The organism is Flavobacterium lotistagni (assembly GCF_011392125.1).
Classification (GTDB): domain Bacteria; phylum Bacteroidota; class Bacteroidia; order Flavobacteriales; family Flavobacteriaceae; genus Flavobacterium; species Flavobacterium lotistagni.
In genome coordinates this window covers 132,220-156,177 of the sequence record NZ_JAAJBU010000005.1, presented here as the reverse complement: position 1 = coordinate 156,177, position 23,958 = coordinate 132,220, and the positions used below count along the sequence as shown (strand labels likewise).

Genomic DNA, 23,958 nt, shown 5'->3' with positions numbered 1-23,958 from the left:
CATGGACAAATCGATGTTTCACAAAAACCTCAAACGGCAAATTGATAAATTTCTCCCGGAGGATTTAGTAGCGCAAAACCCAGACTTGCTTGCCTTTCTCAAAACGGTCAATCAAACCTATTTGAATTACGAGAAAGATGCGGAATTGTTTGAGCAATCGGCTAAGCTCAACGACAAGGAATATGCTGAAATGAATGCCAAGCTCAAAGGCGAACTCGAAAAAAGAGTTTATTTTCAGCAAAAACTCGTTGAAGCCATCAAACAACTCGACGTGGAAGGTCATGAGCTAGACGATGAAAACCTACTAGATTTGATCCATATTCTTCAGAAAGAAATCGAAATCAAGGCCGATATCCAGCGAAAACTCTTCGATTCCATAGCCGATGCCAAAAAGGCAAACGATGCCAAGTCTGATTTCCTCTCGATCATGAGCCACGAAATCCGCACGCCGCTCAACGCCATCATCGGACTGATTTACATCATGGAAAAAGAAAACTCGCTGCAAAGTTTCCACGAAAACATCGAAGTCCTCAAAAACTCGGCGCAGAACTTATTCTTACTCATCAACGACATTCTCGACTTCAGTAAAATCGAAGCCGGCAAAGTCGATATCGAGAAAATCCCTTTTGATTTGGTGCAACTCGCCGAGCAAATCGCCAAATCGATGGAAGCGCGCGCTTCAGAAAATCTCAATAAAATCCAAGTGGTCGTCGATGCTGATTTTGTGCCCAACCTGATTTCTGATCCGTTGCGCATCAACCAAATCATTACCAACTTGGTGTCTAATGCGGTCAAATTCACCTACGACGGCAATATTCAAATACGGCTCAAACAAATCGCGGTGCAGAACAAATTTTCTACTTTTAAAGTAGAGGTTGTCGACAACGGTATTGGTATCGAGAAAGACAAATTCCAATCCATTTTCGAGAAATTCACCCAAGCCGAAACCAAAACATCGCGCTTATACGGCGGCACCGGACTGGGTTTGGTAATTACCAAAAAATTGCTCGCACTGCTAGGTTCGGAAATCAAATTCGAGAGCGAAATTGGCGTCGGTTCGAACTTCTATTTCACGATGCACTTGCCCATCGACCTCAAGCAAAATGCCGTCAACACCCACGATTTGCAAGAAGATTACAAAGAACAGAACCTCAGAGGTCTCAAGGTTTTGCTCGTTGAAGATAACCTGATCAACATCAAAATTGCCCAGAAAATTATGGGCCAATGGGAAGTCGAAGTCGATTTGGCAGAAAATGGCCTAATCGGCGTAGAGAAATACCGCGCCAATAAATACGACGTTATCCTGATGGATTTGTCTATGCCGGTCATGGACGGTTACGAAGCCACCACGACCATTCGTCAAGACGACAAACTCATCCCGATTATAGCCCTTACGGCTTCTGCTTCTTTTGGTTATCTCGACCGCGCGCTGCAAATTGGTATCAACGAATACATCATCAAGCCGTTCAACCCGAAAGAGCTCAATATGAAGCTGCGCAAGTATTATCATCCGTAGTTTTTTCAGGGCCCAATCCGGCTGTACACTACAAGATTTTTCCGCCAAAGCTTTTTTTGAATGCCGTCAAAAGCGCTTCCGTTGGTCGCGTTTTCACACCAACAAAAAATACCTTTGTCAAAAAAATGCTTTCCGCTGCCATCCGGGGCAAGCGTTAATAGCCATCAATTACCACCTGCAAATTATCAAGCAATAATAAGTCTTTCGCAACGTTTTCAAACGGCATGATTGCCTCGACATTCCATCCAAAAAACATGAAAAAACAATTCCTGAATTTACTTGGGGTGTGCTGCTTTTTGCTGGCCTCCAACACTTACGCCCAAAATTACGCAGCCATTGACGACGCGATAAAGAATTACCCCAAATCATTCTCTTCGCCAGAGAAATTTGCAGAAAAAATTAAAGCCGATTTCACTACCGACGAAGAAAAAGCCCGCGCCATTTTCACCTGGATTGCGCTCAACATACGCTATGATTTGAAGGCTTTTCAATCGCAGTCTCGGAACCCTAAAGTCGCTTTTTCGTTTTCCTCTGAGCAAGAACGATTGCAAAAAGAAATGCAATTCCGTCGTGATGGTGCGGCCCAATTGCTCAAAACTAAGAAAGGCGTTTGCCAGGATTACACGGCTTTGTTTCATACAGTCAGCGAACTTTGCGGCATTAAGTGCATGACGATTTTAGGCACTTCCAAAACCAGCCTGAACCATATCGGGAAAATGCCTCTGGCCAAAGACCACGCTTGGAACGCCGTTCGGGTAGGCGAGAAGTGGCGCTTCATCGATGTCACTTGGGCTTCGGGCATGATGAATCTCGAATCGGGCAAAATGCTGCAGGAATTCAACGATGCTTATTTTTTCACACCGCCAAGTCTTTTCTTCCTGAACCATTTCCCCGACGACAAACGTCAATTGATGACCGATAAAACCGCTGAAGATTTTGCTGCTTTGCCTTTGTATTATGGCAGTTATCTCAAATCGGGTTACGAATTCCTTTCGCCCGAGCAAGGCATTTTCTCGATCAAAGAAACCGACAACATCCATTTTAGTATCGCCAATTTGCCTGAAAACCAACAAGTAGCCTACGTTTTTAGCAACGAAGGTCAAGGCCATTTGGTCGAAGTCAAACGCGAAGGCGAGCTCACCAATTTCGACATTCCGATTACCAAAAGGAATCGTGGTTTTCTCACCATTTTTATCAATAACCAGTCGGTCGCGGCTTATAAAATCGTGCCTTGATTTCCGTAAAAAAACCATCAACCAACAACCATCAACCAGCAACTATTTTGTCAATATCCTATTAATAACTTCTCCATTTCCGGCTTTAAAAATCTGCTCGAATGCCTTATATTAGCACCACTTGTTAAAAATCGCCATGGCAGAACAGAATCAATATACCGAAGACAACATACGCTCGCTCGACTGGAAAGAACACATCCGGATGCGGCCCGGTATGTACATCGGAAAACTCGGTGATGGTTCTTCGCCTGATGACGGTATTTACATCCTGCTCAAGGAAGTGATAGACAACTGTATCGACGAGTTCGTCATGGGCAGCGGCAAAACCATCGAAGTGACCATCAAAGACAAGACGGTTTCGGTGCGCGATTACGGCCGTGGGATTCCGCTGGGGAAAGTCGTCGATGTGGTTTCGAAAATGAATACCGGCGGTAAATACGATTCACTTGCGTTTAAGAAATCGGTCGGTTTGAATGGTGTCGGTACCAAGGCGGTCAATGCTTTGTCGAATTATTTCCGCGTGGAATCCGTTCGCGACGAAAAACAGAAAGCCGCAGAATTCAACGCCGGAAACCTGGTGCTCGAAGAAGATGTTGTCGAAACCACCAAGCGCAAAGGAACCAAAGTCATTTTTACGCCCGACGAAGCGATTTTCAAAAACTACAAATTCCGCAATGAGTATGTAGTGAAAATGCTCAAGAATTATTGCTATCTCAACACTGGGCTCACGATTATTTACAACGGCGAGAAGTATTTTTCAGACAACGGACTCAAAGATTTGCTCGACGAGAATATCGCGATTGAAGACATGGTTTATCCGATCATCCATCTTTCCGGTGACGATATCGAAGTGGCCATCACGCACAGTAAATCTCAATACAGTGAGGAATACCATTCGTTCGTGAACGGCCAGAATACCACGCAAGGAGGAACGCATTTGGTGGCTTTCCGCGAAGCCATCGTGAAAACCATCCGCGAATTCTACAACAAAGGCTTTGAGCCTTCCGATATCCGCAAATCCATCGTAAGTGCGATCAGCATCAAAGTCATGGAGCCGGTTTTCGAATCGCAGACCAAGACCAAACTCGGTTCGACCGAAATGGGCTCGGAAGTCGGTTTGCCGTCGGTCAGAACGTTCATCAATGATTTCATCAAGAACAAGCTCGACAATTTCCTGCATAAAAACCCTGAAACCGCGGATTTGCTTCTGCGCAAGATTTTGCAAGCCGAGCGCGAAAGAAAAGAACTTTCCGGAATTAGAAAACTGGCAAAAGACCGCGCCAAGAAAGCGAGCCTGCACAATAAAAAACTGCGCGATTGCCGCGTGCATTTGTCGGATATCAAAAACCCGCGTTACCTCGAAAGTACTTTATTTATCACCGAGGGAGATTCCGCTTCGGGTTCCATTACCAAATCGCGCGATGTGAATACCCAAGCTGTTTTTAGTTTGCGTGGAAAGCCGCTGAATTCTTACGGTATGAGCAAGAAAATCGTATACGAGAACGAGGAATTCAACTTATTGCAAGCCGCGCTCGACATCGAAGACGACATGGAAAACCTGCGCTACAACAACATCGTAATCGCGACCGATGCCGACGTTGACGGAATGCACATCCGCTTGCTGCTGATCACGTTTTTCCTGCAATTTTTCCCGGAACTCATCAAAGAAGGGCATTTGTACATCCTGCAAACGCCGCTGTTCCGCGTCAGAAATAAAAAAGAAACGATTTACTGCTATTCCGAGGAAGAGCGTGTCAATGCGATCGAAAAACTCAAGCCAAAGCCAGAAATCACGCGATTCAAAGGTTTGGGTGAAATTTCGCCCGACGAGTTCAAGCATTTCATCGGAGAAGACATCCGCCTAGATCCGGTGATGCTCGACAAAGCCGCGTCGATTGAGCAGTTGCTGTCGTTTTACATGGGCAAGAACACACCCGACCGCCAGGATTTCATCATCAACAATCTCAAGGTCGAGATTGATGTACTTGAGGAGAATTAATAATGAATAATTGGGGTTTGGGCAGACATTTCCGGCTCTCCGCTATATCTTTTTCGCTCCATTGCATTGCGCGAAAAAGGATGCCGCTGCGATCCGGGCTGCAAATCTGTTAAACAAGAAATAACGTCTGAAGTATTAGCTTCCAGACTTTGAATAAAATGGACGAAGAAGAAGATATCATTTTACCCGAAGACGGCAAACCTTCCGAAGGCGAGCACTTCTATGAGCACGACGAGGTGAACCCCGACGATACGATTACCAAAGTCACCGGGATGTACAAGGATTGGTTCCTTGATTACGCTTCGTATGTTATTCTAGAACGCGCGGTTCCGGCGATCGAAGACGGTTTCAAACCCGTACAGCGCCGTATCATGCACTCGCTGAAAGAACTCGACGACGGGCGTTACAACAAAGTCGCGAATGTCGTTGGGCACACGATGCAATACCATCCGCACGGAGACCAAAGTATTGCCGATGCGATGGTGCAAATTGGCCAGAAAGAACTGCTCATCGACTGCCAAGGAAACTGGGGAAATATCCTCACTGGTGATGGCGCTGCGGCTTCGCGTTATATTGAAGCGCGTTTGTCCAAGTTTGCACTCGAGGTCATCTACAGCCCGAAAATTACCGATTGGGGCGTTTCCTACGACGGACGTAAAGCCGAACCGATCAATCTTCCGGTGAAGTTTCCACTGCTTTTGGCACAAGGCGCCGAAGGGATTGCGGTAGGTTTATCGACCAAAGTGTTGCCGCACAATTTCAACGAACTGATTGATGCGTCGATTAAAATCTTAAAAGGCAAATCGTTCCAAATTTTTCCGGATTTCCAAACCGCCGGAATTGCCGATGTCTCAAATTACAACGACGGTATGCGCGGCGGACGCGTTCGGGTTCGGGCCAAAATCAACCAGATCGACAAAAGCACTTTAGCGATTACGCAAATCCCGTTTTCGACCAATACCACTACACTGATCGACAGTATTTTGAAAGCCAACGAAAAAGGCAAAATCAAAATCAAGAAAATCGAAGACAATACCGCGGCAGAAGTTGAAATCTTAATCCATTTGTATCCGGGAGTTTCACCTGATAAAACCATCGATGCGCTGTTTGCCTTCACGGCTTGCGAAACTTCGGTAGCACCGCTGGGTTGCGTCATCGAAGACAACAAACCGCGTTTCATCGGCGTTTCGGAGATGCTTAAAATTTCTACCGAAAGAACCGTCGGCTTGCTCAAAAGCGAACTCGAAATCCAACTTTCGGAACTCGAAGAACAGTGGCATTTTCTTTCACTCGAACGTATTTTCATCGAGAACAGAATCTATCGTCTGATAGAAGAAGAAACCACCAAAGAAGGCGTTATTGCTGCCATCGACAAAGGCTTGCAACCATTTATCAAACCGCTCAAACGGGCCGTTACCGAAGAAGATATTTTGCGCCTGACCGAAATCAAAATCATGCGGATTTCAAGGTATGACAGCAACAAAGCCCAAGACAAAATCGACGCGCTCGAAGGCGATATAGCCCAAGTCAAACACGATTTGGAGCATTTAACCGATTTCGCGATTGCTTACTTTACCAAACTCAAAGAAAAGTACGGCAAAGGCCGCGAACGCCAAACCGAACTGCGGATTTTCGACGATATCGAAGCGACCAAAGTAGTGTTGAGAAATACCAAACTCTACGTCAACCGCGAAGAAGGTTTCATCGGCACCGGCCTCAAAAAAGACGAATACGTAACCGATTGTTCCGACATTGACGACATTATCGTGTTCCTGCGCGACGGTAACATGATGATTTCCAAAGTAGATGACAAGAAGTTCGTCGGCAAAGACATCATTCACGTAGCGGTATTCGACAAAAGCGACAAACGCACGATTTACAACATGATTTATCGGGATGGAAAATCCGGGCCGGCTTACATTAAACGGTTCAATGTTTCGGGTGTGACGCGCGATAAACTTTACGATCTGACCAATGAAACCAAAGGTTCTCAAGTGCTTTACTTTACGGCCAATCCGAACGGAGAAGCGGAAGTGATTACCGTTTTGCTTCGTCAAGTCGGCAGTATCAAAAAACTCAAATGGGATTTGGATTTCGCCAACATCGCCATCAAAGGCCGCGCTTCCAAAGGCAATCTCGTGACCAAATATCCAATCAAGAAAATCGAAATCAAGGAAAAAGGAATCTCGACTTTGCTGCCAAGGAAAATCTGGTTCGATGACACGGTGCAGAAACTCAATACTGACGCGCGTGGCGAACTACTGGGCGAATTCCGTCCGAGCGATAAAATTTTAGTTATTTCCCAAACCGGAAAACTCAAAGTCATTATTCCTGAACTCACGACGCACTTTGACGAAGATATGGTGGTTTTAGAAAAATGGATTCCGAACAAACCGATCTCGGCCATTTATTACGATGGCGAAAAGGAGCGTTATTATGTGAAGCGTTTTCTAGTCGAGAACGAAGGCAAGGAAGAAAGTTTCATCACCGACCATCCGAATTCACAACTCGAAATCGTCGCGACCGATTATCGTCCGGTAGCTGAACTAGTCTTTGCCAAATCCAAAGGCGTACAGAAAGAAAATCAGGTGGTCGACCTCGAGGCGTTCATTGCAGTGAAAGGTTTCAAGGCGCTCGGCAACCAACTCACCACCGACAAACTCAAACAAGTCAACTTACTAGAACCGTTGCCTTATGAGCCGCCGGCAGAAGAAGTTCCTGAACCCGTTGTAACAGCATCAGAAGCCGACCCAGAACCGATTGACCCAAACATCCAACTCGACGACGACGGGCAAATCACTTTATTCTAATAACAACCCATATCAATAAAAAAGGCGCAGAGAAATGAATCCCTGCGCCTTTTTTATTGGTGCTGATTTTATTGTAAAGTAGCAACAATTGATTTACGGTTGAACAGCTTTTTCTTCACTTGACGGCTCACCATTTTATACAAAAAAGCGCTGAAAATTATCCAACGCTTTTGTTTTCAATTAGCTCTTTTTTAATCCAATAAATCACCGTCTTCCAATTTCTTGTCGCGAATCTTATTGTTGTGCAACTTGACCGGATTCTTGGTTTTGCGCATCTTCAGGTTCAGGAACTCCACAAACAGCGAGAAGAAAATCGTGAAGTACAAATACCCTTTCGGAATACTGGTCACTTCGCTTCCGCCAAATGAGAAATGCGCCAAATGCGAACCTTCTACTACGAGCATTACGCCAATCAAAATTAGGAAAGACAACCCTAAAATTTGGATCGTCGGGTGTTGGTTTACAAATTTGCTCACCGGCCCGGCAAAAGCCATCATAATCAAAATCGAAATCACCACCGAAAGAATCATAATCTCTAGAGCACCGGCATAGCCAAAACCTTCCGGAGCTTCTTTCATCGAAATCAACCCGACCGCCGTCAAAATACTATCGAATGAAAACACCAAATTCAACAAAGCAATCTGAATAATCGCACTCGATAGTGTATTTCCGGCTTTGGCATTGGTGCCTTCTTCTTCACCTTCTAATTTATGATGGATTTCCGTGACGCTTTTATACAACAAGAACAAACCGCCGGCGAAAATAATAATGCTCTGTCCGGTAATATGTGCCGAGAACCAACCCCAATCCACACTGGCAATAGTATCTTGTAATCCTAAAACCCAAGTAATCCCGAACAGCAAAATAATCCGGAAAGCCATAGCGAGCGAAAGTCCTATTCTTCGGGCTTTGGGTTGGTCTTCCGCAGCGAGTTTGCCTGAAACGATTGATAGAAAAACAATATTGTCAATCCCGAGAATAATCTCCAAAAAAGTCAGCGTTAGTAAAGCAATCCAAGCATCCGGGTTGGCCAATATCTCAAACATAATTATTCATTATTAACTATTAATTATTCATTAAATAAGCGGTGCCGCGTTGTTTCTCGTCATTTCCTACGGCACCGAATTCAAAAGTATACGATTTTTCCGAGGTAGTCAAAATTTTTATCGAAATCGCCTTTTCTTCGGCCATGGTTTTTGGGTGCAGTTTGCGCAGCACGTATTCGCAATCGTTCACCCAGCGGATGGTCGCGGTGTCGGTTTTGCCTTTATAAGTTTCAATCACTAACGAATCAGTACGCACTGAAATGGTGGTATGTTTCACGCCGTTAATCTCAATCTCAGAGCGGAATGTTCCGGTTTTGAAATCCTTGCAATTGCGCTGCGGGTTGTAGCACGAAACCAATGTAAGTAAAGAAAGTAATAGTATTTTGTTCATTTTTTTGAAGCTTTTTCCGGCTATCCGCTATATCTTTTGCGCCGCTGTGCTCTGCAAAAGGATGTCGCTGCTATCCGGGCTAGGCATTTTTTTATCAATTCATATTTCGTCTTCTACCTTCGCGCCTCTGCGTCTTCGCGTGAGAAAAGAATAGCTCGCAAAGACGCAGAGTCGCAAAGAAAAACTGTCATTTCAAACGGTTCAACTCGTCGTCGGTGAAATTCTTGATGCTTTTGTCTTTGGCAAATTTATCGGCATTGTAGCTATTAGAAGCATTCCTCGGAATCGACAAACTATTCCAAGGTTCGGCTTTGAGCTGCTTGGCATAAAACACCATTTGCCCAATATGATATGGATAATGTGCCAATTGTCGATTAATCGCCTCAATCACTGTATGGCCTTCGTTGCGGATGTAAATAATCTGCGAAAGCTGTTCCGGTTGCAAACTATCGAGCGCGGCTAAAAAACAAGTCCAGCCTTTTTCCCAGCATTCAATAACCTGCTCTTTGGTCTGTAAATCGTTCTCGAATTCCCCGTCGCGGTGGCGCCATTCTTTTTCTCCGTCGGTGTTTAAAAAGTCGGTCCAGCGCGAAAGCATATTGCCCGAGAGGTGTTTTACAATGGTGGCGATGCTGTTGGTGTCTTCGTTGGTCATCACAAACAATTGCTCCGGTTCGAGTTGTGTCATGGCTTTTTCGCCAAGCATTTTGTAATACCGGAATTGTTTCTTAACACTTTCCAGATAAGCGGCAGTAGTTTCCATGTTATTCTATTTTAATATCGTATTGGCTCAGCAATCCCAAAATGCCCGAAGTTGAAAATTTTGCTTTTTTCATCGGGTTGTACTGCGGATCGATTTTGTAGTTTATCGCCGTGGTGAAATCTGCTTCGGCGAGCTGGGTTTCGTTGAACACTGCGTTTTCCAGATTACATTGGTCGAAAAAGGCTTGTGTTAAATTCGTTCCTACGAACACCGTTTCTTTCATCGAACAATTAATGAATTTGGTTTTGGGCATTTTCTTGTGGGCAAACGAAGCGTAGTCGAGCGCACATTGCTCAAAGCTCACTTCAAACAGAAAATCATTGCAATGCTGGAATTGTATGCCGAGCAACTTGCAATTCCTAAAACTCACATCTTGCAAGCTGGTTTGGCCAAGCAATAGCATCGAAAGGTTACAATCGATGAATTCGCACTCAGAGAAAGTATTGCCAGAAAAATCGCTGTTGGAAAAATCACATTGATTGAACACGCAGCCTTCAAACTCGCGATGGCGGAGTTCGCTGCCCATGAGCACCACTTTATCAAAAGTTTTGTGGATGTGAATCAATTCGTCCATCATTAATCGTCGTTGCCGTCAAATAAACTTTTTACAATGAGTTGTACGCCTTTAAAAAGCAAGAATACAGCGCCCAGACTGATTACAATTCCGATGGCAAGTACCAAATAATGCCACACATTCTGCTTGTTGATGAAGGCGTTATAAATCACCGACGGCCCAATGAACATGAGCGGTAAAGCCCAAGCCAGATTTCGGATTGCTTTATTGAGAACTTCTTTGTCGACTGCCATTTTTTGATTTGTAGTGGTGGTATAACGCAAAAGTAAAACATCCTAAGGCATGAACCAGCAGAATGTACAAGAATAAAAATATTTTTTTCAAGCCATACGGATCTTGCTCGAAAAATTCCAAAGGGGTAAAGAAAATGCCCAAAAAATAAAGGGCGAAAAAAGCGGTATTAACAAGTAAGTAAAGGCGAAACCAATTTTGTTTGCGCAACGAGTAGCCGCTCCAAATAAACATCACCGGAATTAGTGCCAGCAAGCTATAGAACCAAAACATCAGGAATTCTTGAGATAAGCATCTACTGCTTTACGCACGCTGCCGTGTTGTTGCAATAAGCTCGAAGCTTCTTCATAGGAAATGGCAATTTCGCCCATAATCATTTTCACGCCGCGGTCGACGAGTTTGTTGTTGCTGAGTTGCATATCGACCATTTTGTTGCCTTTCACACGCCCGAGTTGGATCATCGTGGCGGTAGAAATCATGTTGAGTACGAGTTTCTGCGCGGTGCCGGCTTTCATGCGCGAACTTCCGGTAACGAATTCCGGCCCGACGACTACTTCAATTGGGAATTTTGCCGTAAGTGCTAATGGGCTTCCTGCATTGCAAGTAATACCGCCGGTGATTATTCCGTTTTTGTTGCATTTTTCCAATCCGCCGATGACGTAAGGCGTGGTTCCTGAAGCCGCAATTCCGATGACAACGTCTTTACTTGTGATCTGGTGTTCTTGTAAATCGAGCCAGGCTTGTGTGGTATTGTCTTCGGCATTTTCAACAGCGCGGCGGATGGCTTGATCGCCACCGGCAATGATTCCATTTACTAAATCGAATGGAACACCAAAAGTTGGCGGACATTCGGAAGCGTCAACAATTCCCAAACGGCCTGAAGTTCCGGCGCCGATGTAGAACAACCGGCCACCGAGTTTCATTTTCACAACCACGGCCTCGACGAGTTTCTCAATTTGCGGCAACGCTTTTTCTACCGCCAATGGCACGGTTTGGTCTTCGCGGTTGATGTTGGCGAGCAAATCGGTGAGGGGCATTTTCTCGAGCGATTCGTATTTGGAGGATTGTTCGGTGGTTTTGGTGAAGGACATTTTGGTTGTTGGTTGTTGATTGTTGATTGTTGGAAAGCCTCTAGAGCTTCAAAAATAGGGAAATTTGCTCGCAAAGACGCAGAGACGCCAAGATTTTTATTGCCAACAAATAAGTCTAAAACTAAAATGATTCGCTAAAAAAGTGCTAACTACTGAACGCTATAAGCTGACTGCTAGTCAAGTAAGGAAATTTGCTCGCAAAGACGCAGAGACGCCAAGATTTTTATTGCCAACAAATAAGTCTAAAACTAAAATGATTCGCTAAAAAAGTGCTAACTGCTGAACGCTAAAAGCTGACTGCTAATCAAGTAATGAAATTTGCTCGCAAAGGCGCAGAGACGCAAAGATTTTGTTGCTAACAAACAAGGCTAAAACTAAGTGATTCGCAAAAAGTGCTGAACGCTAAAAGCTGACTGCTAATCAAGTAATGAAATTTGTTCGCAAAGGCGCAGAGCCGCAAAGATTTTTGTTGCCAACAAACAAGTCTACAACTAAGTGATTCGCAAAAAGTGCTGAACGCTAAAAGCTGACTGCTAATCAAGTAGGGGAATTTGCTCGCAAAGGCGCAGAGCCGCAAAGATTTTTGTTGCCAACAAACAAGTCTACAACTAAGTGATTCGCAAAAAGTGCTGAACGCTAAAAGCTGACTGCTAATCAAGTAATGAAATTTGCTCGCAAAGGCGCAGAGCCGCAAAGATTTTTACAAGTTTAAGACGTTCATCTTTGGGGAAGTTACCCACAACCGACAACTGTTGTGCGTGAGGGATAGCAACGGAAAGCCCGCAGCCTGCGAGGACTTGCAGTGAATAGCCCGACCCTTGTGGTCACGCCCTAAATAAAATAAGCCAAAGCGACCCCGAGTATAATCATCGAGATCTTGGCGATATTGAACTTGTGGCCTTCGCTGCTCTCGAAAATGATCGTGGAGGAAATGTGGAATAGAATTCCGATCACAATGGCCGTGATTTCGGTGTAGTAAGTATTTACCATGGGCAAGGCATCGGCTAGGAAAGTGCCCAACGGCGTCATCAGTGCAAAGGTCAGCATGAAGGCGAAAATGGCTTTTTTGTTGAGTTGGCTTTTGATGAAAAATGTGGTTAAGATTACCGCAATCGGCAAATGATGAATGCCAATTCCGAGCGCCAAATGGTGGTGGTGGCTCACGGGCAAACCTTCTAAAAACGCATGAATACACAAACTGATAAACAACAACCACGGAATTTGCACCATGGTTTCGTGGCCATGAACGTGTCCGTGTTCGGCACCTTTGGAGAAAAATTCTAATATGATTTGAAATAGGATTCCGATCATGATGAAAATACCGATGGAATTGGAGTGGCTCTCGTACACTTCTGGCAGCAAATGTACCACCGTGAGCGAAAGTAGAAACGAACCGCTAAAGGCCAAGAGCAACTTGAGGTTCTTTTTGTTTTTGGGTTGCAGAAACAGCGCGATGCCATAGCCCAGAAGCACCGATAAAAGTGGCAGAAGGTAATTCATTACTTGAAAATCATGATCAGGCGTTCGCTGTCGGTTTTGTGGAATTTCTTGAGTTTGTAATCGCCGAAGATATCCAGCAGGTAAATACCGGCTTGGTTCATCAAATCCTGAAAATCTTGTAAGGTAAACGCGCGGACTTTTTCGGTGAAATGGTAGGTGCAACCTTGGTTTTCAAAGTCGATTTCTTTGTAAATATGCCCGTCGATGTGGAAACGCTTGATATGGAAGTCGATGCCGTCAACGGTTTTAGTTTCTTCAGGAACCAGATTTTCTAGTACGTTCGGAACATTCATAAAATCAATCACGCCGAAACCGTATTCGGAAAGGCTTTCTTTGATGGCGATGAGTGTTTTGAGATGGTCGTCGTCGGATTCGAAATAGCCGAAACTGGTAAACAAGTTAAAAATCGCGTCGAATTTTTCCTCGAACGGTTCGCGCATATCGTGCACCTTGAAGTGTAAAGTATCGTTGGCGTTTTTGTTGGCGGTAGCGATGCTATTTTCAGATAAATCTACGCCGAGTACATCGAAGCCGAGTTGGTTCAGGTAAATCGAGTGCCGGCCTTTTCCGCAAGCCAAGTCAAGCACTTTGGCGTGTTCGGGCAAATTCAAATAATGCGTGAGATTGTCCATGAAAATCTGGGCTTCGCGGTAATTGCGTTCCTTGTACAAAATATGGTAGTAAGGCGAATCGAACCACGAGGCAAACCAGTTCGGGCAAGTCTTATTTTCTTTGTGGGAATCCGGATTTTGGGAATTTGACATTAATCTTTCACATTGAATATCGAGCGTGCAAATTTAGTGTATTTTTGCACCGATACTTGATTTTGCTATGGAAAATAATTTTAAGATGATCGCCAAGACCTTTTTCGGTTTTGAAGAAATACTGGCCCAGGAACTTCGCCAACTCGGTGCGCAAGACGTGCAACTCGGTACACGGATGGTGAGTTTCCGCGGAGATAAAGGTTTCATGTATAAAGCGAATCTGTCTTTGAGAACGGCGCTGAAAATCCTCAAGCCGATTTACCACTTTAGGGCCAACAACGAAGCAGGCTTGTACAAAGGCATTTCCGGGATGAACTGGTCGCAGTATATGAATTCGAATCAGACTTTCGTGATCGATACCACGGTACATTCCGATTATTTCAAACATTCGCAATTCGTATCGCAAAAATGCAAAGATGCGATTGTCGATCAGTTTCGTTCTAAAACCGGGCAAAGACCAAGCATCGATAAAGATTATCCGGATTTGCGCATCAATATTCACATCGACCGTGATCAAGTTTCAGTTTCGCTAGATACTTCAGGCGCATCGTTGCACCACAGAGGTTATCGCACCGCAACGAATATCGCCCCGATTAATGAAGTTTTGGCTGCAGGAATGATTTTGCTTTCGGGCTGGAACGGACAAGGTGATTTTTTAGATCCGATGTGCGGCAGCGGAACCATTTGTGCCGAAGCAGCGATGATAGCTTGTAACATTCCGGCAAACATCAACCGCAAGGAATTCGCGTTCGAGAAATGGAACGACTGGGACAACGAACTTTTCGACATCGTGATGGATTCGCTATTGAAAAAAGTGCGGGAATTCCACTACACGATTAAAGGCTACGATAAAGCCCCGAGCGCCGTGCAGAAAGCCAAAGACAATATCAAGAATGCCAATCTCGATGAGTATGTCACCATCAGCGAGCGCAATTTCTTCGACACTGAAAAAGAAACCCAAGGCCCGTTGCATATCTTGTTCAATCCACCTTATGGTGAGCGTCTGGATATTCAAATGGAGCGTTTCTATCGAGAAATTGGCGATACTTTAAAACAAAATTATCCGGGAACGAATGCTTGGTTTATCACGGCGAATTTAGAAGCTTTGAAGTTCGTCGGGCTCAAACCGTCGCGAAAAATCAAATTATACAACGGAAGTTTGGAAGCGCGATTGGTGAAGTATGAAATGTACGAAGGCAGCAAGCGGGCCAAGTTTCAAATTATAAAGGAGTAATCAATTTATCTGGAATTATGAGAAAGCTATTTTTTATTGTTTCAATGCATTTGATTGGTTTGGTAGCTCAGGCCCAATGGATTTTGACCACACCTTTGAAAGAAATCTCACAAGTAACCACCATCTATTTTACTTCAGACAACGGTGTCCTTTTGCTCGATACCACTTATTCTACCAGTTTTGTTGGTGGGTTATATATCAGCAACAACGTCGGAAATACTTGGGAAAGAAAAAATGTGGGTATTCTCAAAGATCTTTTCATGCTCGATGACAACAGCGGATTTGTACTGACCAACGGGAGCACTATTCTTAAAACCACCGATAGATTTGCGAATTTTGTTGTTAGGCCGCTCGGTTTTTCCAACATGAATGAGGTTTTCTTCATCGATTCGAATATTGGTTTTTGTTGTGGAGCTAATGGAAGAATCATTAAAACCCTCAATGGAGGCGACACCTGGGCTGCTATGCCTAGCGGAATTACCGATTTGCTCGAGGATATTTATTTCGTCAACAGTGAAGTGGGTTTTGCTTGCAGCACGAATGGGAAAATATTAAAAACTACAGATCAAGGCGCGACTTGGAGCTTGGTTGAGAGCACAAGTACTGCCAATATGAACCGTTTCTTGTTTTTGAATGAGCAACTTGGTTTTGCTTTAGGCAATGTGTTGAAGAAAACTACCGATGGCGGAAATACCTGGTCGGTTTTAAGTGTGCCAGCCGGAGGTTTTGACTTGAAGTCATGGAACAATCAGTTGGTTATTTCCGCCAGTTTTGGCAATATGTATACTTCCAATGACTTGGGTTTAACTTGGCAGGAAATCAATACACCGAATCCAACGGGGAATTATTACACGGTGGCTGTTGATCAAAGTAACAGATTGGTAGCGAGTCAAGAAGGTCGTTTGTATGTAACCAATGACGGAATCTCGTGGAGTATCTATCTGGATGGTATTTACCGTTCAAACCTGATGGACATTTCATTTTCAGATGCCGATAGAGGAGTGGTCATCGGTGATGGGAATTATTCCAGTGTGCTCTACCGAACAGCCGATGGCGGAATGACCTGGAAGCGTGAATTGCTTCAACAAGGCCAACAGAACAAATACAAAACCGTACATTTCAATAGTTCTGGTGCAGGGATAACCGCCGGAGAGTTAAATACACCGGTCTGGATTAGCAATGATTACGGCGATACCTGGAATCCTGGGCCGTCAAATATTCCAGTGACCGGTGCTTTTACTTCGAGTTTCATCAAGTCAAATCGTGATTTCTTCATCGGTACTTACAACTTGATTACTGCGCAGGGTTTGTTGTCGTGGAAAGCTGCTGGAGGATGGAGTCAAAACAACACGACATTGGGTTTGGTGAGTGCCATCAGTTTTTCTGACGATAATAATGGCGTTATTGGTGGTTACAGCGGCAGAATTTTTAAAACCACAGATGGCGGAACCACCTGGACCAACATCGGTTTACCGGGTTCTGATTTTCCGGGTGGTGTTCCCAATATCAAACACCTTCAGATGGTCAATCCTAATTTGATTTATGCCGATGAATACCGTTCTACCGATGGCGGAGCGACATGGCAATTGCATCAATTTCAAACCAGTTTCATTCGAGAATTCCATTTCTTCAATGCAGCAGTTGGTTATGGTTTGACCGGTGCAAAAGTAGTACACAGAACTCTTGACGGCGGTTTGACTTGGTTGCCGGTAAACGATGATGAACTTTCACTTACCAGTGATTTCAATGCGGTTTATTTTCAACCGGGAAAGGTAATAGGGCTTCATTATGATTCAGATATTTACGTGACTTCATTTGAGGAACTTTTGAGCGCTGAAAGTTTTGCATCGGCCAACGAGAATGATGTTATAATGTATCCCAATCCGGTAGTAAATCGATTATACCTCGATACGAAACTCAATATTACAAGTATTGCTTTGTATGATATGCAATCCAGATTATTTCCTGTTACAATAGAAGGAGACAGTATAGATATGACTGATTTACCGGCTGGAATTTACTTTGTCAAAATCGGCACATCGGCAGGAATGATGACCAAAAAAGTAGTAAAAATTTAAAACATCAGATTAATTTTTATCATGACCAAACTCCAAGTTCGCGCCCTGCTATACCAACTCGCCTGTTTCGCTTTCTTATTCATCGGATTGCAATTCTTGATAAAAGAATATTCTAACCTCACCGGATTATGGGTTTCTTTCACAGCTTTTGTCGTCGGAACGATTTTGTCGCCTCAATTTCAAGCGGTGAAAACCAAGGATGGCGAAAAGTTGTTTATGCGATGGATTTTCCTTAAAGGAACACGCGTCATTAAGTAATCGCGAATTATTTTTTGGCAGCTACCGGAACTTTCTTCTTATAAATCGGAATGAAATAAGAAACCGTATAATTAAAACCTGCTCCGAAAGTACCATCATAAGTGCGGTTGAAGCCCGGAATGTATAGGTTGTCGAAGTTGTCCGGTTTTTTGTTTGAAAGTAGTTTGTTCACGCGCAAACTGAAACCTACGTAAAAGTTGTTGATTACTTTGGCCTTGACGCCCATCAAAACTTCGATCCATTGCGCCGATAAACCGCTGAATTTTTCGCCCGAGACAATTTCCTGAGAAGCCCCAAAATACGGATAACGGTTATAAATTGTGTAGGAATTAAGCGTTTGGCTGAACGAACTCACGCCGTAACGCGCTCCGATATACACCATGTTTTCCATGTCGAGCCAGTTTTCGTATAGGTTGTAATCGATTCCTGCGCGGAAATAAGTGCCTTTGGAGGTAAAGTTGAGTTGGTCATCATCGACGGTTTTGTCTTCGTTGCCGATTTCACCAGCGAGATAGTATTTTTTGGTCAGGCGGTAATCTCCGACAATTTCCAAACCTTTGTAGTCGTCTTCGTAAAAGCCACGAGTAAGTTTAAACAAATCGACTCCTACTCGCAGGCCATAACGGTTGGTTTTGCCGGCAATAGTGTCGGTTTTGGTGGTTTGTGCCTCGATAGAAAACGAACTCAGCACCAACACCAATAGGCTACAAAGAAATTTTGAGGTGCGTTTCATTTTCAGTATTGATGTTGGGTTGGAGTAGGGTAATATTGCGCATCCAAAGGGCGTCGTCACCTGGAGCGTCGGTATGTACAAAAGGCGTTGTGGCATCTAAAGTAAAAACGGTTTTATAACCGCAAGCCCGCGATACATAAACATTTTCTCGCGTATAAGTGAATTGCAAATTGTCAGGGTCAACCAGTGCCGTGTTGGTATTGCCGTAATTCAAAATGAACTGATATTGTGAAACATCGTTAGCGATATCGAGCGGTACTTGAATTTTACTCACGCCATTGTAAACCGCATAAGGCGTGGTGTCGCCAGTTTTGATTATAGCCAAGTTGGTCACGCTTTTGGTGAGTGTCGGATTGGTGAAATCGTAAAAATCGATGATGAGCCGTGGTGTAGTTTCGGTGCTTTCACTACAAACATCGTCTTTTTCGCAACCCGAAAAAACCATGGCTAAGGTTAATATTAAAAGTATTTGTTTCATATGTAAGTGCCTGATTTCCTGAGTGTATTAGTGCCTTAGTATTGAAGCGCTGAAGTATTCGGGAACTTATTTTCGTTTTTCCAAAAGTACGACATTTTCTACGTGGTGCGTTTGCGGGAACATATCCACCGGGTGAACGCGGGTAACTTGGTATTTTTCGTCCATTAACGCTAAATCTCTAGCTTGTGTAGCGGAATTACAACTCACATACACCACTTTTTCGGGTGCAATTTTTAGAATTTGCTCCACAACATCTTTGTGCATGCCGTCGCGTGGCGGATCGGTAATAATGACATCGGGCTGTCCGTGTTGGGCAATAAAGGCATCGTTGAATACCACTTTCATATCGCCTACGAAAAACTCGCAATTGCTGATATTGTTGCGTTTGGCATTTTCTTTAGCGTCGGCAATGGCTTCTGGTACGCTTTCCACGCCGATGACTTTTTTGGCATTTTTAGACACGAATTGTGCGATGGTTCCGGTTCCGGTGTAGAGGTCGTAAACGGTTTCCTGTCCGGTCAATCCGGCAAATTCGCGGGTAATTTTATACAGTTCGTAAGCTTGGTCTGAATTGGTCTGGTAAAACGATTTGGCATTGATGCTGAACTGCAAACCTTCCATTTCTTCTAGAATATAATCGCGGCCTTGGTATAAGATGATATTTTGGTCGTAAATCGTATCGTTCGGCTTGCTATTGATAACGTATTGTAACGAGGTAATGTTCGGGAATTTTTCCAGCAGATGGTCGAGCAGCAACTCGCGCTTGGTTTTGTCGTCTTTGAAAAACTGGATTAAAACCATGATTTCTCCGGTAGAAACGGTTCGGATCATCAAAGTTCTGAGCAAACCTTCATGATTTCTTGGATCGAAAAATTCTAAATGATTGGCATTGGCAAAATCGCGGATTTCGTTTCGAATCGCGTTGGACGGATCTTCCTGCAGATGGCATTTGGTAATGTCGAGGATTTTGTCCCACATTTTCGGAATATGGAAGCCGAGCGCGTTGCGGTTGCCCAAATCGTCATCGCTTTTGATTTCGTTTTCGGTGAGCCAGCGCGAATTGGAGAAACCGAACTCCATTTTATTGCGATAGAAGAATTGTTTTTCCGAGCCCAATATCGGTTCAAATTCAGGAAGTTCAATTTTGCCGATGCGTTGCAAGTGGTTCTTGACTTCATTCTGCTTATAGAACAACTGCTGTGGATAATTCATATTCTGCCATTTGCAACCGCCACAAACGCCGAAATGCTGGCAAACTGGCTCAATTCGATGCTCAGAATACGCATGGAAACGGATGGCTTTGCCTTCGTAATAGGCTTTTCTTTTTTTGAAAGTCTGAATATCGACCACATCGCCTGGCACAACATTCGGTATGAAAATCACTTTTCCGTCGGGCGCTTTGGCTACCGAAACGCCTTTGGCTCCAGCATCCAGAACGGTAATGTGCTCGAAAATAATCTTATCGTTTTTCTTTTTTGACATGCGGCAAAAGTAGCGAAAGTTTCCAGATTCCGCGTGCGGCTTTTTGAAAAAGAAGGTGGTTTTTTAATGCATCTCTGGATTTAAGCATTAATCTTTCATCAATGATTGTAGGAAAGATTTAACGGATTGTTTCCAAGAAGTTTTTTCAACGGATAAAGCGACAGCCGCGATTTCAGTTCCGGAGTTTTTGTTTTGAAGTTGCTCCAAATACAAACACCAACCGCCTTGTTCACAAATTTGCCTTCCGAAGTCTGTGAGTTGGTAGTGGTTTTCTTTTTCAGGATACGGCGAAATCAACCCTTTGAATTGCATCATTTCGGCTAGAATTTTCGCGTCTTGAAGTTTGCTTTTCCCCGATTTTTTAAATTCAAGCAAGGGTAAAATTTGATTTTCAGCGTGGAAAAGTAAATGAAGTTTGCTATCGATCAAGGTGTTGATTTGCGCAATCATAAAGTGGTTTCAGACAGGTTAAGATTGGCTACTATGGGATGAATCGGAATTTATCCCTAAAATAAAATCCAATAAACGGCAATGGCAGTCTCACACCATGATAAGCGCTTATCAGTCCGATCATCCATAGTATCACCAATCCCAAATTGCTAAAAAATAGTATTGGGGCAAAAACGGTATTGATTAAAACCAAAGGAACTAGCAACAAATTCATAACAAAGACAATAATTCCCATGCCAAGGGATTGTTCCAGATGGTATTTGGCCAGCGAAGTACGCGCGCCTTTTTTATAACAACGATAAGCCAAAAGCCAGCCGATGGCAGTGAGGTAACTCAGGGTCGAAACCTTTTTTCGGGTCATCATTTTCTTTGTTGTTGTTTTGTAGTTTTTAAAGAAATAGCGGCCTCCGAATTTATTTATCCCCAAACCATCGGAGGCGCTATTCTTTGCAGATTAGTCTGAATTCTGATGTGGCTCCGAGTGCTGTATCCTAATAAAACCTGGGACTGTGAGCGGTTACAGCATCGGGTTAACACAACTAATAACAAACACTCATTCTTTGATTATGGACTTTATCAATCAGAATCAGACAAGACAAAGCTAACTCGGCCGAGTGCGAAGTTTTGTAGAACGCACCAGTGATGTTTGTAGAATGATTTCGACAAAAAATAGGCTTTAACTGTACAATTGAAACAAATCGATCAGATCTGCCAAATTGTCGATGGAAAGTTTTTCGAAAATGCGGTTCTTGAAAGTACTCACGGTCGATTTCTTGATTTTGAGCGTTTCAGAAATCTCCATATTGCCAAAACCTTTAATAAGCAAACGCGCTACTTCCACTTCGCGGTCAGATAATAGTTCAAGTGGGTTTAGCGGTTTTTTGGAGATGTACGAATCCAAAATTTGGTCTTTGATGTTTTGGGTAATGTATTTTCCAGAGACCATCATGCCGCGTAAGGCTTGTTTCATTTCTTCTTCGTTACATCCTTTATTAAGATAACCCGACGCACCTGCATTGAGATAGCGCAAGGCATAAAGGTTTTCATCGTAAGCTGAAAAAATCAATATTTTAATTTCAGGTTGTAGTGCCTTGGCTTGACTGATGAGGTTCAAACTATTGCCGTCCGGAAAACTGATGTCAAGTATCAGTAAATCGATTGGATGCAGTTTGAGTGTGGCTAGAATTTCTTTGAAAGAACCGGCTTGCAGAATCTGAGCGTTGAAAAACAATTCGCGAATGAGTAGTGAAACGCCTTGTCGTACTACACTGTGGTCATCGGCAATTAGAAAAGTATGCGTTGGCTTCGGATTCATAGCTGCACGGTTTTAGGTGAAGTTAAGTTTTGTTGGTCAGATTTTGCTTAAAGTTAAATAAAAAGTAACTACAGTACCTTTATTTTCTTGGCTTTCTATCTGAATTTCGCCATCGAAAAGCGTGACGATTTCTTTACAAAGACTCAGCCCCAAACCAATCCCGGAATGATGTTGCCCAGAAGTGGCACCTTGATAATGCGGCTCGAAAAGATGTTCTAGTTCTTGGGCGGCAATCCCAGCGCCGTTATCCTGAATGGTTACGTGCAATTTATATTCATAATCCGAAAGATCTTCAAGGTTGATATTGATAGCAATCAAACCATTTTGCGTGAATTTGTTTGCATTGCCAATCAAGTTATAAAATAGTTGATGAATTTTCGCTACATCGGCATATACCATTTCTTGGTTTTTTAGTTGCGAATGCACTACGATTTTGTTGCCATGGCTTTCTACAAACGAAGTTAGAGCAGTAATAATTTGGTTAATTTCGTTGCTCAAGTTGCATTTGGAGTTTTTGAGCTGCATCGGTTCGTCTTTGTAATATTCGAGAATTTGATTGGCCAACAACAGCAGCGAACCGGTTGTAAATTCGACTGATTTGAAGGTTTCCTTGAGTGCTTCGTCTTGTGAAGTGATTCCGATTTTACGGCTGTAGATGGAAAGAATTTGCAAAGGCGATCGAATCTCGTGGCTGATCATTCCAACAATCCGATTCTTGAAACTCAAGTTGCGGCTGATTTTATCGCGGGCATCGGCGAGTCGTTTCTCATAACGGAACGCCATCTGCGTAAAGCGGAACAAAACAATCGAAATCACAAACATCAGCAATATCAAAATCGCAATCCCGTAACTGCGGATGTACTTGCTGGTTTGAAGTTGGCTCAGTGCTTTTTGCTGATTACGGTGCTCTAATTTTCGTGCAGCAGCTTCGTATTCGGGTAGCAGTTGGTTGGCTAAAAGTAAAAGCTGGTTGTTCAAACTGATGAGTTGCAAATCTTTCTGATGGAGTTTCATAAACGACGATTGCAATTTGCGCACTTCCAAAGCATAGTGTTTATTGGTGTTGATGATGACGCTCTTGAGTAAATCTTCGATGGTTCCGGTGATGATTTTGTCTTTGTATTTCATTGTGACCACCGTATTGAGTTGCTCTTTCCGAATATCAACTTTTCCCGCAAAGGCCGCAATGAGTCGGCGGATCAAGCCTTTCTGTGCGATATTATCAACTTTAATATAAGTGTTGGTTTTTACGCTGTCGAGTATTTTTTGATAATTAACGCCATCAAATTTGTAGGGGCTGATACTCGAATTGACTTTAGGAATGGGGTTTTTTAAAATTGAATCGATGAGATTTTTTAATTCAGAAATTTCGGTTTGCGTCTGATTTTTCTTGCCCAATAATTCTCTGAAAGCCTCGCTGTTTTTTGCCGAAAGCCTCAAACCATCAATCATCACAGTAGTTTGTTGAAGCAACAACTGATAACGTTGCAGCGATTCTGGGTTTTTATTCTGGATGTAATCGTCGAAATATTGCTGAGATTGCATCAGTGCGCCGTTGATTTGATTGGGCAGCAAATGAATTTTTCGCGCTTTTTGGGCTTCATCAAAAGCATTTTCGATTTGTTTCTGATGGATGGTTTCGTTGTACCATAGCAGCAAAGCCAAAAGTTGCAGCAGCACAATGCTGGTCAATAAAGTATAATGCAGGGGTTTGCGCCCACGGATTTTCAGTAATCGGGAATGGATGAAATTCAATTTGAGACTTTTCACGGTTGGTTGCTTTCGCAGGTTTCAACAAACGTTAAAGAGTTGGGGCGGCAAAAATAAATTTTAATTATTTACGGACAAAAATAAACCACGCCTAGCGATAAAAGTGTAATACATTTTGTCAACCGCTGTAGAATATGTTCTACAAATCATCAATCTTAAAATCAAGTAGAGAATGCTGCAGGATATTTTAGAAAAGGTTTCCATTTAAAAATAGGAGGAACCGTTTAACTTTGTAACAAG

The 23,958-nt window shown here is 43.4% G+C and carries 22 protein-coding genes; 7 read left to right on the top strand and 15 right to left on the bottom strand.

From position 1 onward, the window contains the following. Position 1 precedes the first annotated feature (1 nt). The 4 genes from G4D82_RS07880 (at position 2) to G4D82_RS07865 (ending at position 7,560) form a co-directional block, all read left to right on the top strand. A complete protein-coding gene (locus G4D82_RS07880) occupies positions 2 to 1,516 on the top strand; it encodes a response regulator (RefSeq protein WP_166336364.1) in 1,515 nt (504 codons plus the stop codon). Between the two features lie 254 nt (positions 1,517 to 1,770). Continuing rightward, entirely contained in the window at positions 1,771 to 2,751 is a 981-nt protein-coding gene (locus G4D82_RS07875) for a transglutaminase domain-containing protein (protein ID WP_166336362.1), read from the top strand. 136 nt (positions 2,752 to 2,887) lie between these two features. Further along, positions 2,888 to 4,750 carry a DNA topoisomerase IV subunit B gene (locus G4D82_RS07870; RefSeq protein WP_166336360.1) on the top strand — a complete coding sequence of 621 codons (1,863 nt, stop codon included), beginning with the start codon at positions 2,888 to 2,890 and terminating at the stop codon, positions 4,748 to 4,750. Between the two features lie 158 nt (positions 4,751 to 4,908). Then, positions 4,909 to 7,560, top strand: coding sequence for a DNA gyrase/topoisomerase IV subunit A (locus G4D82_RS07865; protein ID WP_166336358.1), 2,652 nt, complete (start codon positions 4,909 to 4,911; stop codon positions 7,558 to 7,560). A gap of 191 nt (positions 7,561 to 7,751) precedes the next feature. On the opposite strand, the gene G4D82_RS07860 is transcribed toward G4D82_RS07865, so the two are convergent. From G4D82_RS07860 to G4D82_RS07825, 8 genes are all read right to left on the bottom strand, one after another. Beyond that, positions 7,752 to 8,606, bottom strand: a complete 855-nt coding sequence (locus G4D82_RS07860; RefSeq protein WP_166336356.1) for a TerC family protein — start codon at positions 8,604 to 8,606, stop codon at positions 7,752 to 7,754. Between the two features lie 19 nt (positions 8,607 to 8,625). Continuing rightward, the gene (locus tag G4D82_RS07855; RefSeq protein ID WP_166336354.1) at positions 8,626 to 8,997 is read right to left on the bottom strand and encodes a DNA topoisomerase IV; all 372 of its coding nucleotides are present in this window, start codon (positions 8,995 to 8,997) and stop codon (positions 8,626 to 8,628) included. A 187-nt stretch (positions 8,998 to 9,184) separates the two neighbouring features. Continuing rightward, the gene (locus tag G4D82_RS07850) at positions 9,185 to 9,760 is read right to left on the bottom strand and encodes a DUF1572 family protein (RefSeq protein ID WP_166336352.1); all 576 of its coding nucleotides are present in this window, start codon (positions 9,758 to 9,760) and stop codon (positions 9,185 to 9,187) included. A gap of 1 nt (position 9,761) precedes the next feature. Further along, entirely contained in the window at positions 9,762 to 10,337 is a 576-nt protein-coding gene (locus G4D82_RS07845) for a pentapeptide repeat-containing protein (RefSeq protein WP_317167565.1), read from the bottom strand. Continuing rightward, positions 10,337 to 10,567, bottom strand: coding sequence for a DUF6095 family protein (locus G4D82_RS07840; protein ID WP_166336350.1), 231 nt, complete (start codon positions 10,565 to 10,567; stop codon positions 10,337 to 10,339). The genes G4D82_RS07845 and G4D82_RS07840 overlap by 1 nt, the downstream gene beginning before the upstream one ends. Before the next feature lie 270 nt (positions 10,568 to 10,837). Next, complete coding sequence (murQ, locus tag G4D82_RS07835) at positions 10,838 to 11,656, bottom strand: N-acetylmuramic acid 6-phosphate etherase (RefSeq protein WP_166336348.1); 819 nt, start codon at positions 11,654 to 11,656, stop codon at positions 10,838 to 10,840. Between the two features lie 831 nt (positions 11,657 to 12,487). Next, a complete protein-coding gene (locus G4D82_RS07830) occupies positions 12,488 to 13,156 on the bottom strand; it encodes a ZIP family metal transporter (RefSeq protein ID WP_166336346.1) in 669 nt (222 codons plus the stop codon). Continuing rightward, positions 13,156 to 13,920 carry a class I SAM-dependent methyltransferase gene (locus tag G4D82_RS07825; RefSeq protein ID WP_166336344.1) on the bottom strand — a complete coding sequence of 255 codons (765 nt, stop codon included), beginning with the start codon at positions 13,918 to 13,920 and terminating at the stop codon, positions 13,156 to 13,158. The genes G4D82_RS07830 and G4D82_RS07825 overlap by 1 nt, the downstream gene beginning before the upstream one ends. Positions 13,921 to 13,987: 67 nt before the next feature. On the opposite strand from G4D82_RS07825, the gene G4D82_RS07820 reads away from it, so the two are divergent. Genes G4D82_RS07820 through G4D82_RS07810 form a run of 3 tightly spaced genes read left to right on the top strand, consistent with a single transcriptional unit; the run spans position 13,988 to position 17,490 of the window. Then, positions 13,988 to 15,154: a THUMP domain-containing class I SAM-dependent RNA methyltransferase gene (locus G4D82_RS07820; protein ID WP_207788145.1), complete on the top strand. Its 1,167-nt coding sequence runs from the start codon at positions 13,988 to 13,990 to the stop codon at positions 15,152 to 15,154. A gap of 17 nt (positions 15,155 to 15,171) precedes the next feature. Then, positions 15,172 to 17,232, top strand: a complete 2,061-nt coding sequence (locus G4D82_RS07815; protein WP_166336339.1) for a YCF48-related protein — start codon at positions 15,172 to 15,174, stop codon at positions 17,230 to 17,232. Positions 17,233 to 17,253: 21 nt separating this feature from the next. Next, positions 17,254 to 17,490: a hypothetical protein gene (locus G4D82_RS07810; RefSeq protein ID WP_166336337.1), complete on the top strand. Its 237-nt coding sequence runs from the start codon at positions 17,254 to 17,256 to the stop codon at positions 17,488 to 17,490. A gap of 7 nt (positions 17,491 to 17,497) precedes the next feature. Here the strand turns inward: G4D82_RS07810 and G4D82_RS07805 are convergent, their stop codons facing one another. The 7 genes from G4D82_RS07805 to G4D82_RS14495 form a co-directional block, all read right to left on the bottom strand. Then, the gene (locus G4D82_RS07805) at positions 17,498 to 18,223 is read right to left on the bottom strand and encodes a DUF6048 family protein (protein WP_166336335.1); all 726 of its coding nucleotides are present in this window, start codon (positions 18,221 to 18,223) and stop codon (positions 17,498 to 17,500) included. Next, positions 18,195 to 18,701, bottom strand: coding sequence for a DUF6452 family protein (locus G4D82_RS07800; RefSeq protein ID WP_235924320.1), 507 nt, complete (start codon positions 18,699 to 18,701; stop codon positions 18,195 to 18,197). The genes G4D82_RS07805 and G4D82_RS07800 overlap by 29 nt, the downstream gene beginning before the upstream one ends. Positions 18,702 to 18,767: 66 nt before the next feature. Beyond that, entirely contained in the window at positions 18,768 to 20,183 is a 1,416-nt protein-coding gene (gene rlmD / locus G4D82_RS07795; RefSeq protein ID WP_166336333.1) for a 23S rRNA (uracil(1939)-C(5))-methyltransferase RlmD, read from the bottom strand. 87 nt (positions 20,184 to 20,270) lie between these two features. Further along, positions 20,271 to 20,633 carry a hypothetical protein gene (locus G4D82_RS07790; RefSeq protein WP_166336331.1) on the bottom strand — a complete coding sequence of 121 codons (363 nt, stop codon included), beginning with the start codon at positions 20,631 to 20,633 and terminating at the stop codon, positions 20,271 to 20,273. A 31-nt stretch (positions 20,634 to 20,664) separates the two neighbouring features. Next, a complete protein-coding gene (locus tag G4D82_RS07785) occupies positions 20,665 to 20,997 on the bottom strand; it encodes a DUF4870 domain-containing protein (protein WP_166336329.1) in 333 nt (110 codons plus the stop codon). 312 nt (positions 20,998 to 21,309) lie between these two features. Further along, a complete protein-coding gene (locus tag G4D82_RS07780) occupies positions 21,310 to 21,948 on the bottom strand; it encodes a response regulator transcription factor (RefSeq protein ID WP_166336327.1) in 639 nt (212 codons plus the stop codon). Between the two features lie 36 nt (positions 21,949 to 21,984). Continuing rightward, complete coding sequence (locus G4D82_RS14495) at positions 21,985 to 23,718, bottom strand: sensor histidine kinase (RefSeq protein WP_166336325.1); 1,734 nt, start codon at positions 23,716 to 23,718, stop codon at positions 21,985 to 21,987. Between the last annotated feature and the right edge of the window lie 240 nt (positions 23,719 to 23,958).

Coding starts and splice junctions, on each gene's coding strand:
- G4D82_RS07845 (WP_317167565.1), bottom strand. CDS start 10,337: ATGATGGACGAATTGATTCACATCCACAAAACTTTTGATAAAGTGGTG.
- G4D82_RS07860 (WP_166336356.1), bottom strand. CDS start 8,606: ATGTTTGAGATATTGGCCAACCCGGATGCTTGGATTGCTTTACTAACG.
- G4D82_RS07825 (WP_166336344.1), bottom strand. CDS start 13,920: ATGTCAAATTCCCAAAATCCGGATTCCCACAAAGAAAATAAGACTTGC.
- G4D82_RS07780 (WP_166336327.1), bottom strand. CDS start 21,948: ATGAATCCGAAGCCAACGCATACTTTTCTAATTGCCGATGACCACAGT.
- G4D82_RS07815 (WP_166336339.1), top strand. CDS start 15,172: ATGAGAAAGCTATTTTTTATTGTTTCAATGCATTTGATTGGTTTGGTA.
- G4D82_RS07865 (WP_166336358.1), top strand. CDS start 4,909: ATGGACGAAGAAGAAGATATCATTTTACCCGAAGACGGCAAACCTTCC.
- G4D82_RS07830 (WP_166336346.1), bottom strand. CDS start 13,156: ATGAATTACCTTCTGCCACTTTTATCGGTGCTTCTGGGCTATGGCATC.
- G4D82_RS07850 (WP_166336352.1), bottom strand. CDS start 9,760: ATGGAAACTACTGCCGCTTATCTGGAAAGTGTTAAGAAACAATTCCGG.
- rlmD (WP_166336333.1), bottom strand. CDS start 20,183: ATGTCAAAAAAGAAAAACGATAAGATTATTTTCGAGCACATTACCGTT.
- murQ (WP_166336348.1), bottom strand. CDS start 11,656: ATGTCCTTCACCAAAACCACCGAACAATCCTCCAAATACGAATCGCTC.
- G4D82_RS07810 (WP_166336337.1), top strand. CDS start 17,254: ATGACCAAACTCCAAGTTCGCGCCCTGCTATACCAACTCGCCTGTTTC.
- G4D82_RS07880 (WP_166336364.1), top strand. CDS start 2: ATGGACAAATCGATGTTTCACAAAAACCTCAAACGGCAAATTGATAAA.
- G4D82_RS07875 (WP_166336362.1), top strand. CDS start 1,771: ATGAAAAAACAATTCCTGAATTTACTTGGGGTGTGCTGCTTTTTGCTG.
- G4D82_RS07790 (WP_166336331.1), bottom strand. CDS start 20,633: ATGATTGCGCAAATCAACACCTTGATCGATAGCAAACTTCATTTACTT.
- G4D82_RS07800 (WP_235924320.1), bottom strand. CDS start 18,701: ATGAAACAAATACTTTTAATATTAACCTTAGCCATGGTTTTTTCGGGT.
- G4D82_RS07805 (WP_166336335.1), bottom strand. CDS start 18,223: ATGAAACGCACCTCAAAATTTCTTTGTAGCCTATTGGTGTTGGTGCTG.
- G4D82_RS07820 (WP_207788145.1), top strand. CDS start 13,988: ATGGAAAATAATTTTAAGATGATCGCCAAGACCTTTTTCGGTTTTGAA.
- G4D82_RS07840 (WP_166336350.1), bottom strand. CDS start 10,567: ATGGCAGTCGACAAAGAAGTTCTCAATAAAGCAATCCGAAATCTGGCT.
- G4D82_RS07785 (WP_166336329.1), bottom strand. CDS start 20,997: ATGATGACCCGAAAAAAGGTTTCGACCCTGAGTTACCTCACTGCCATC.
- G4D82_RS07870 (WP_166336360.1), top strand. CDS start 2,888: ATGGCAGAACAGAATCAATATACCGAAGACAACATACGCTCGCTCGAC.
- G4D82_RS07855 (WP_166336354.1), bottom strand. CDS start 8,997: ATGAACAAAATACTATTACTTTCTTTACTTACATTGGTTTCGTGCTAC.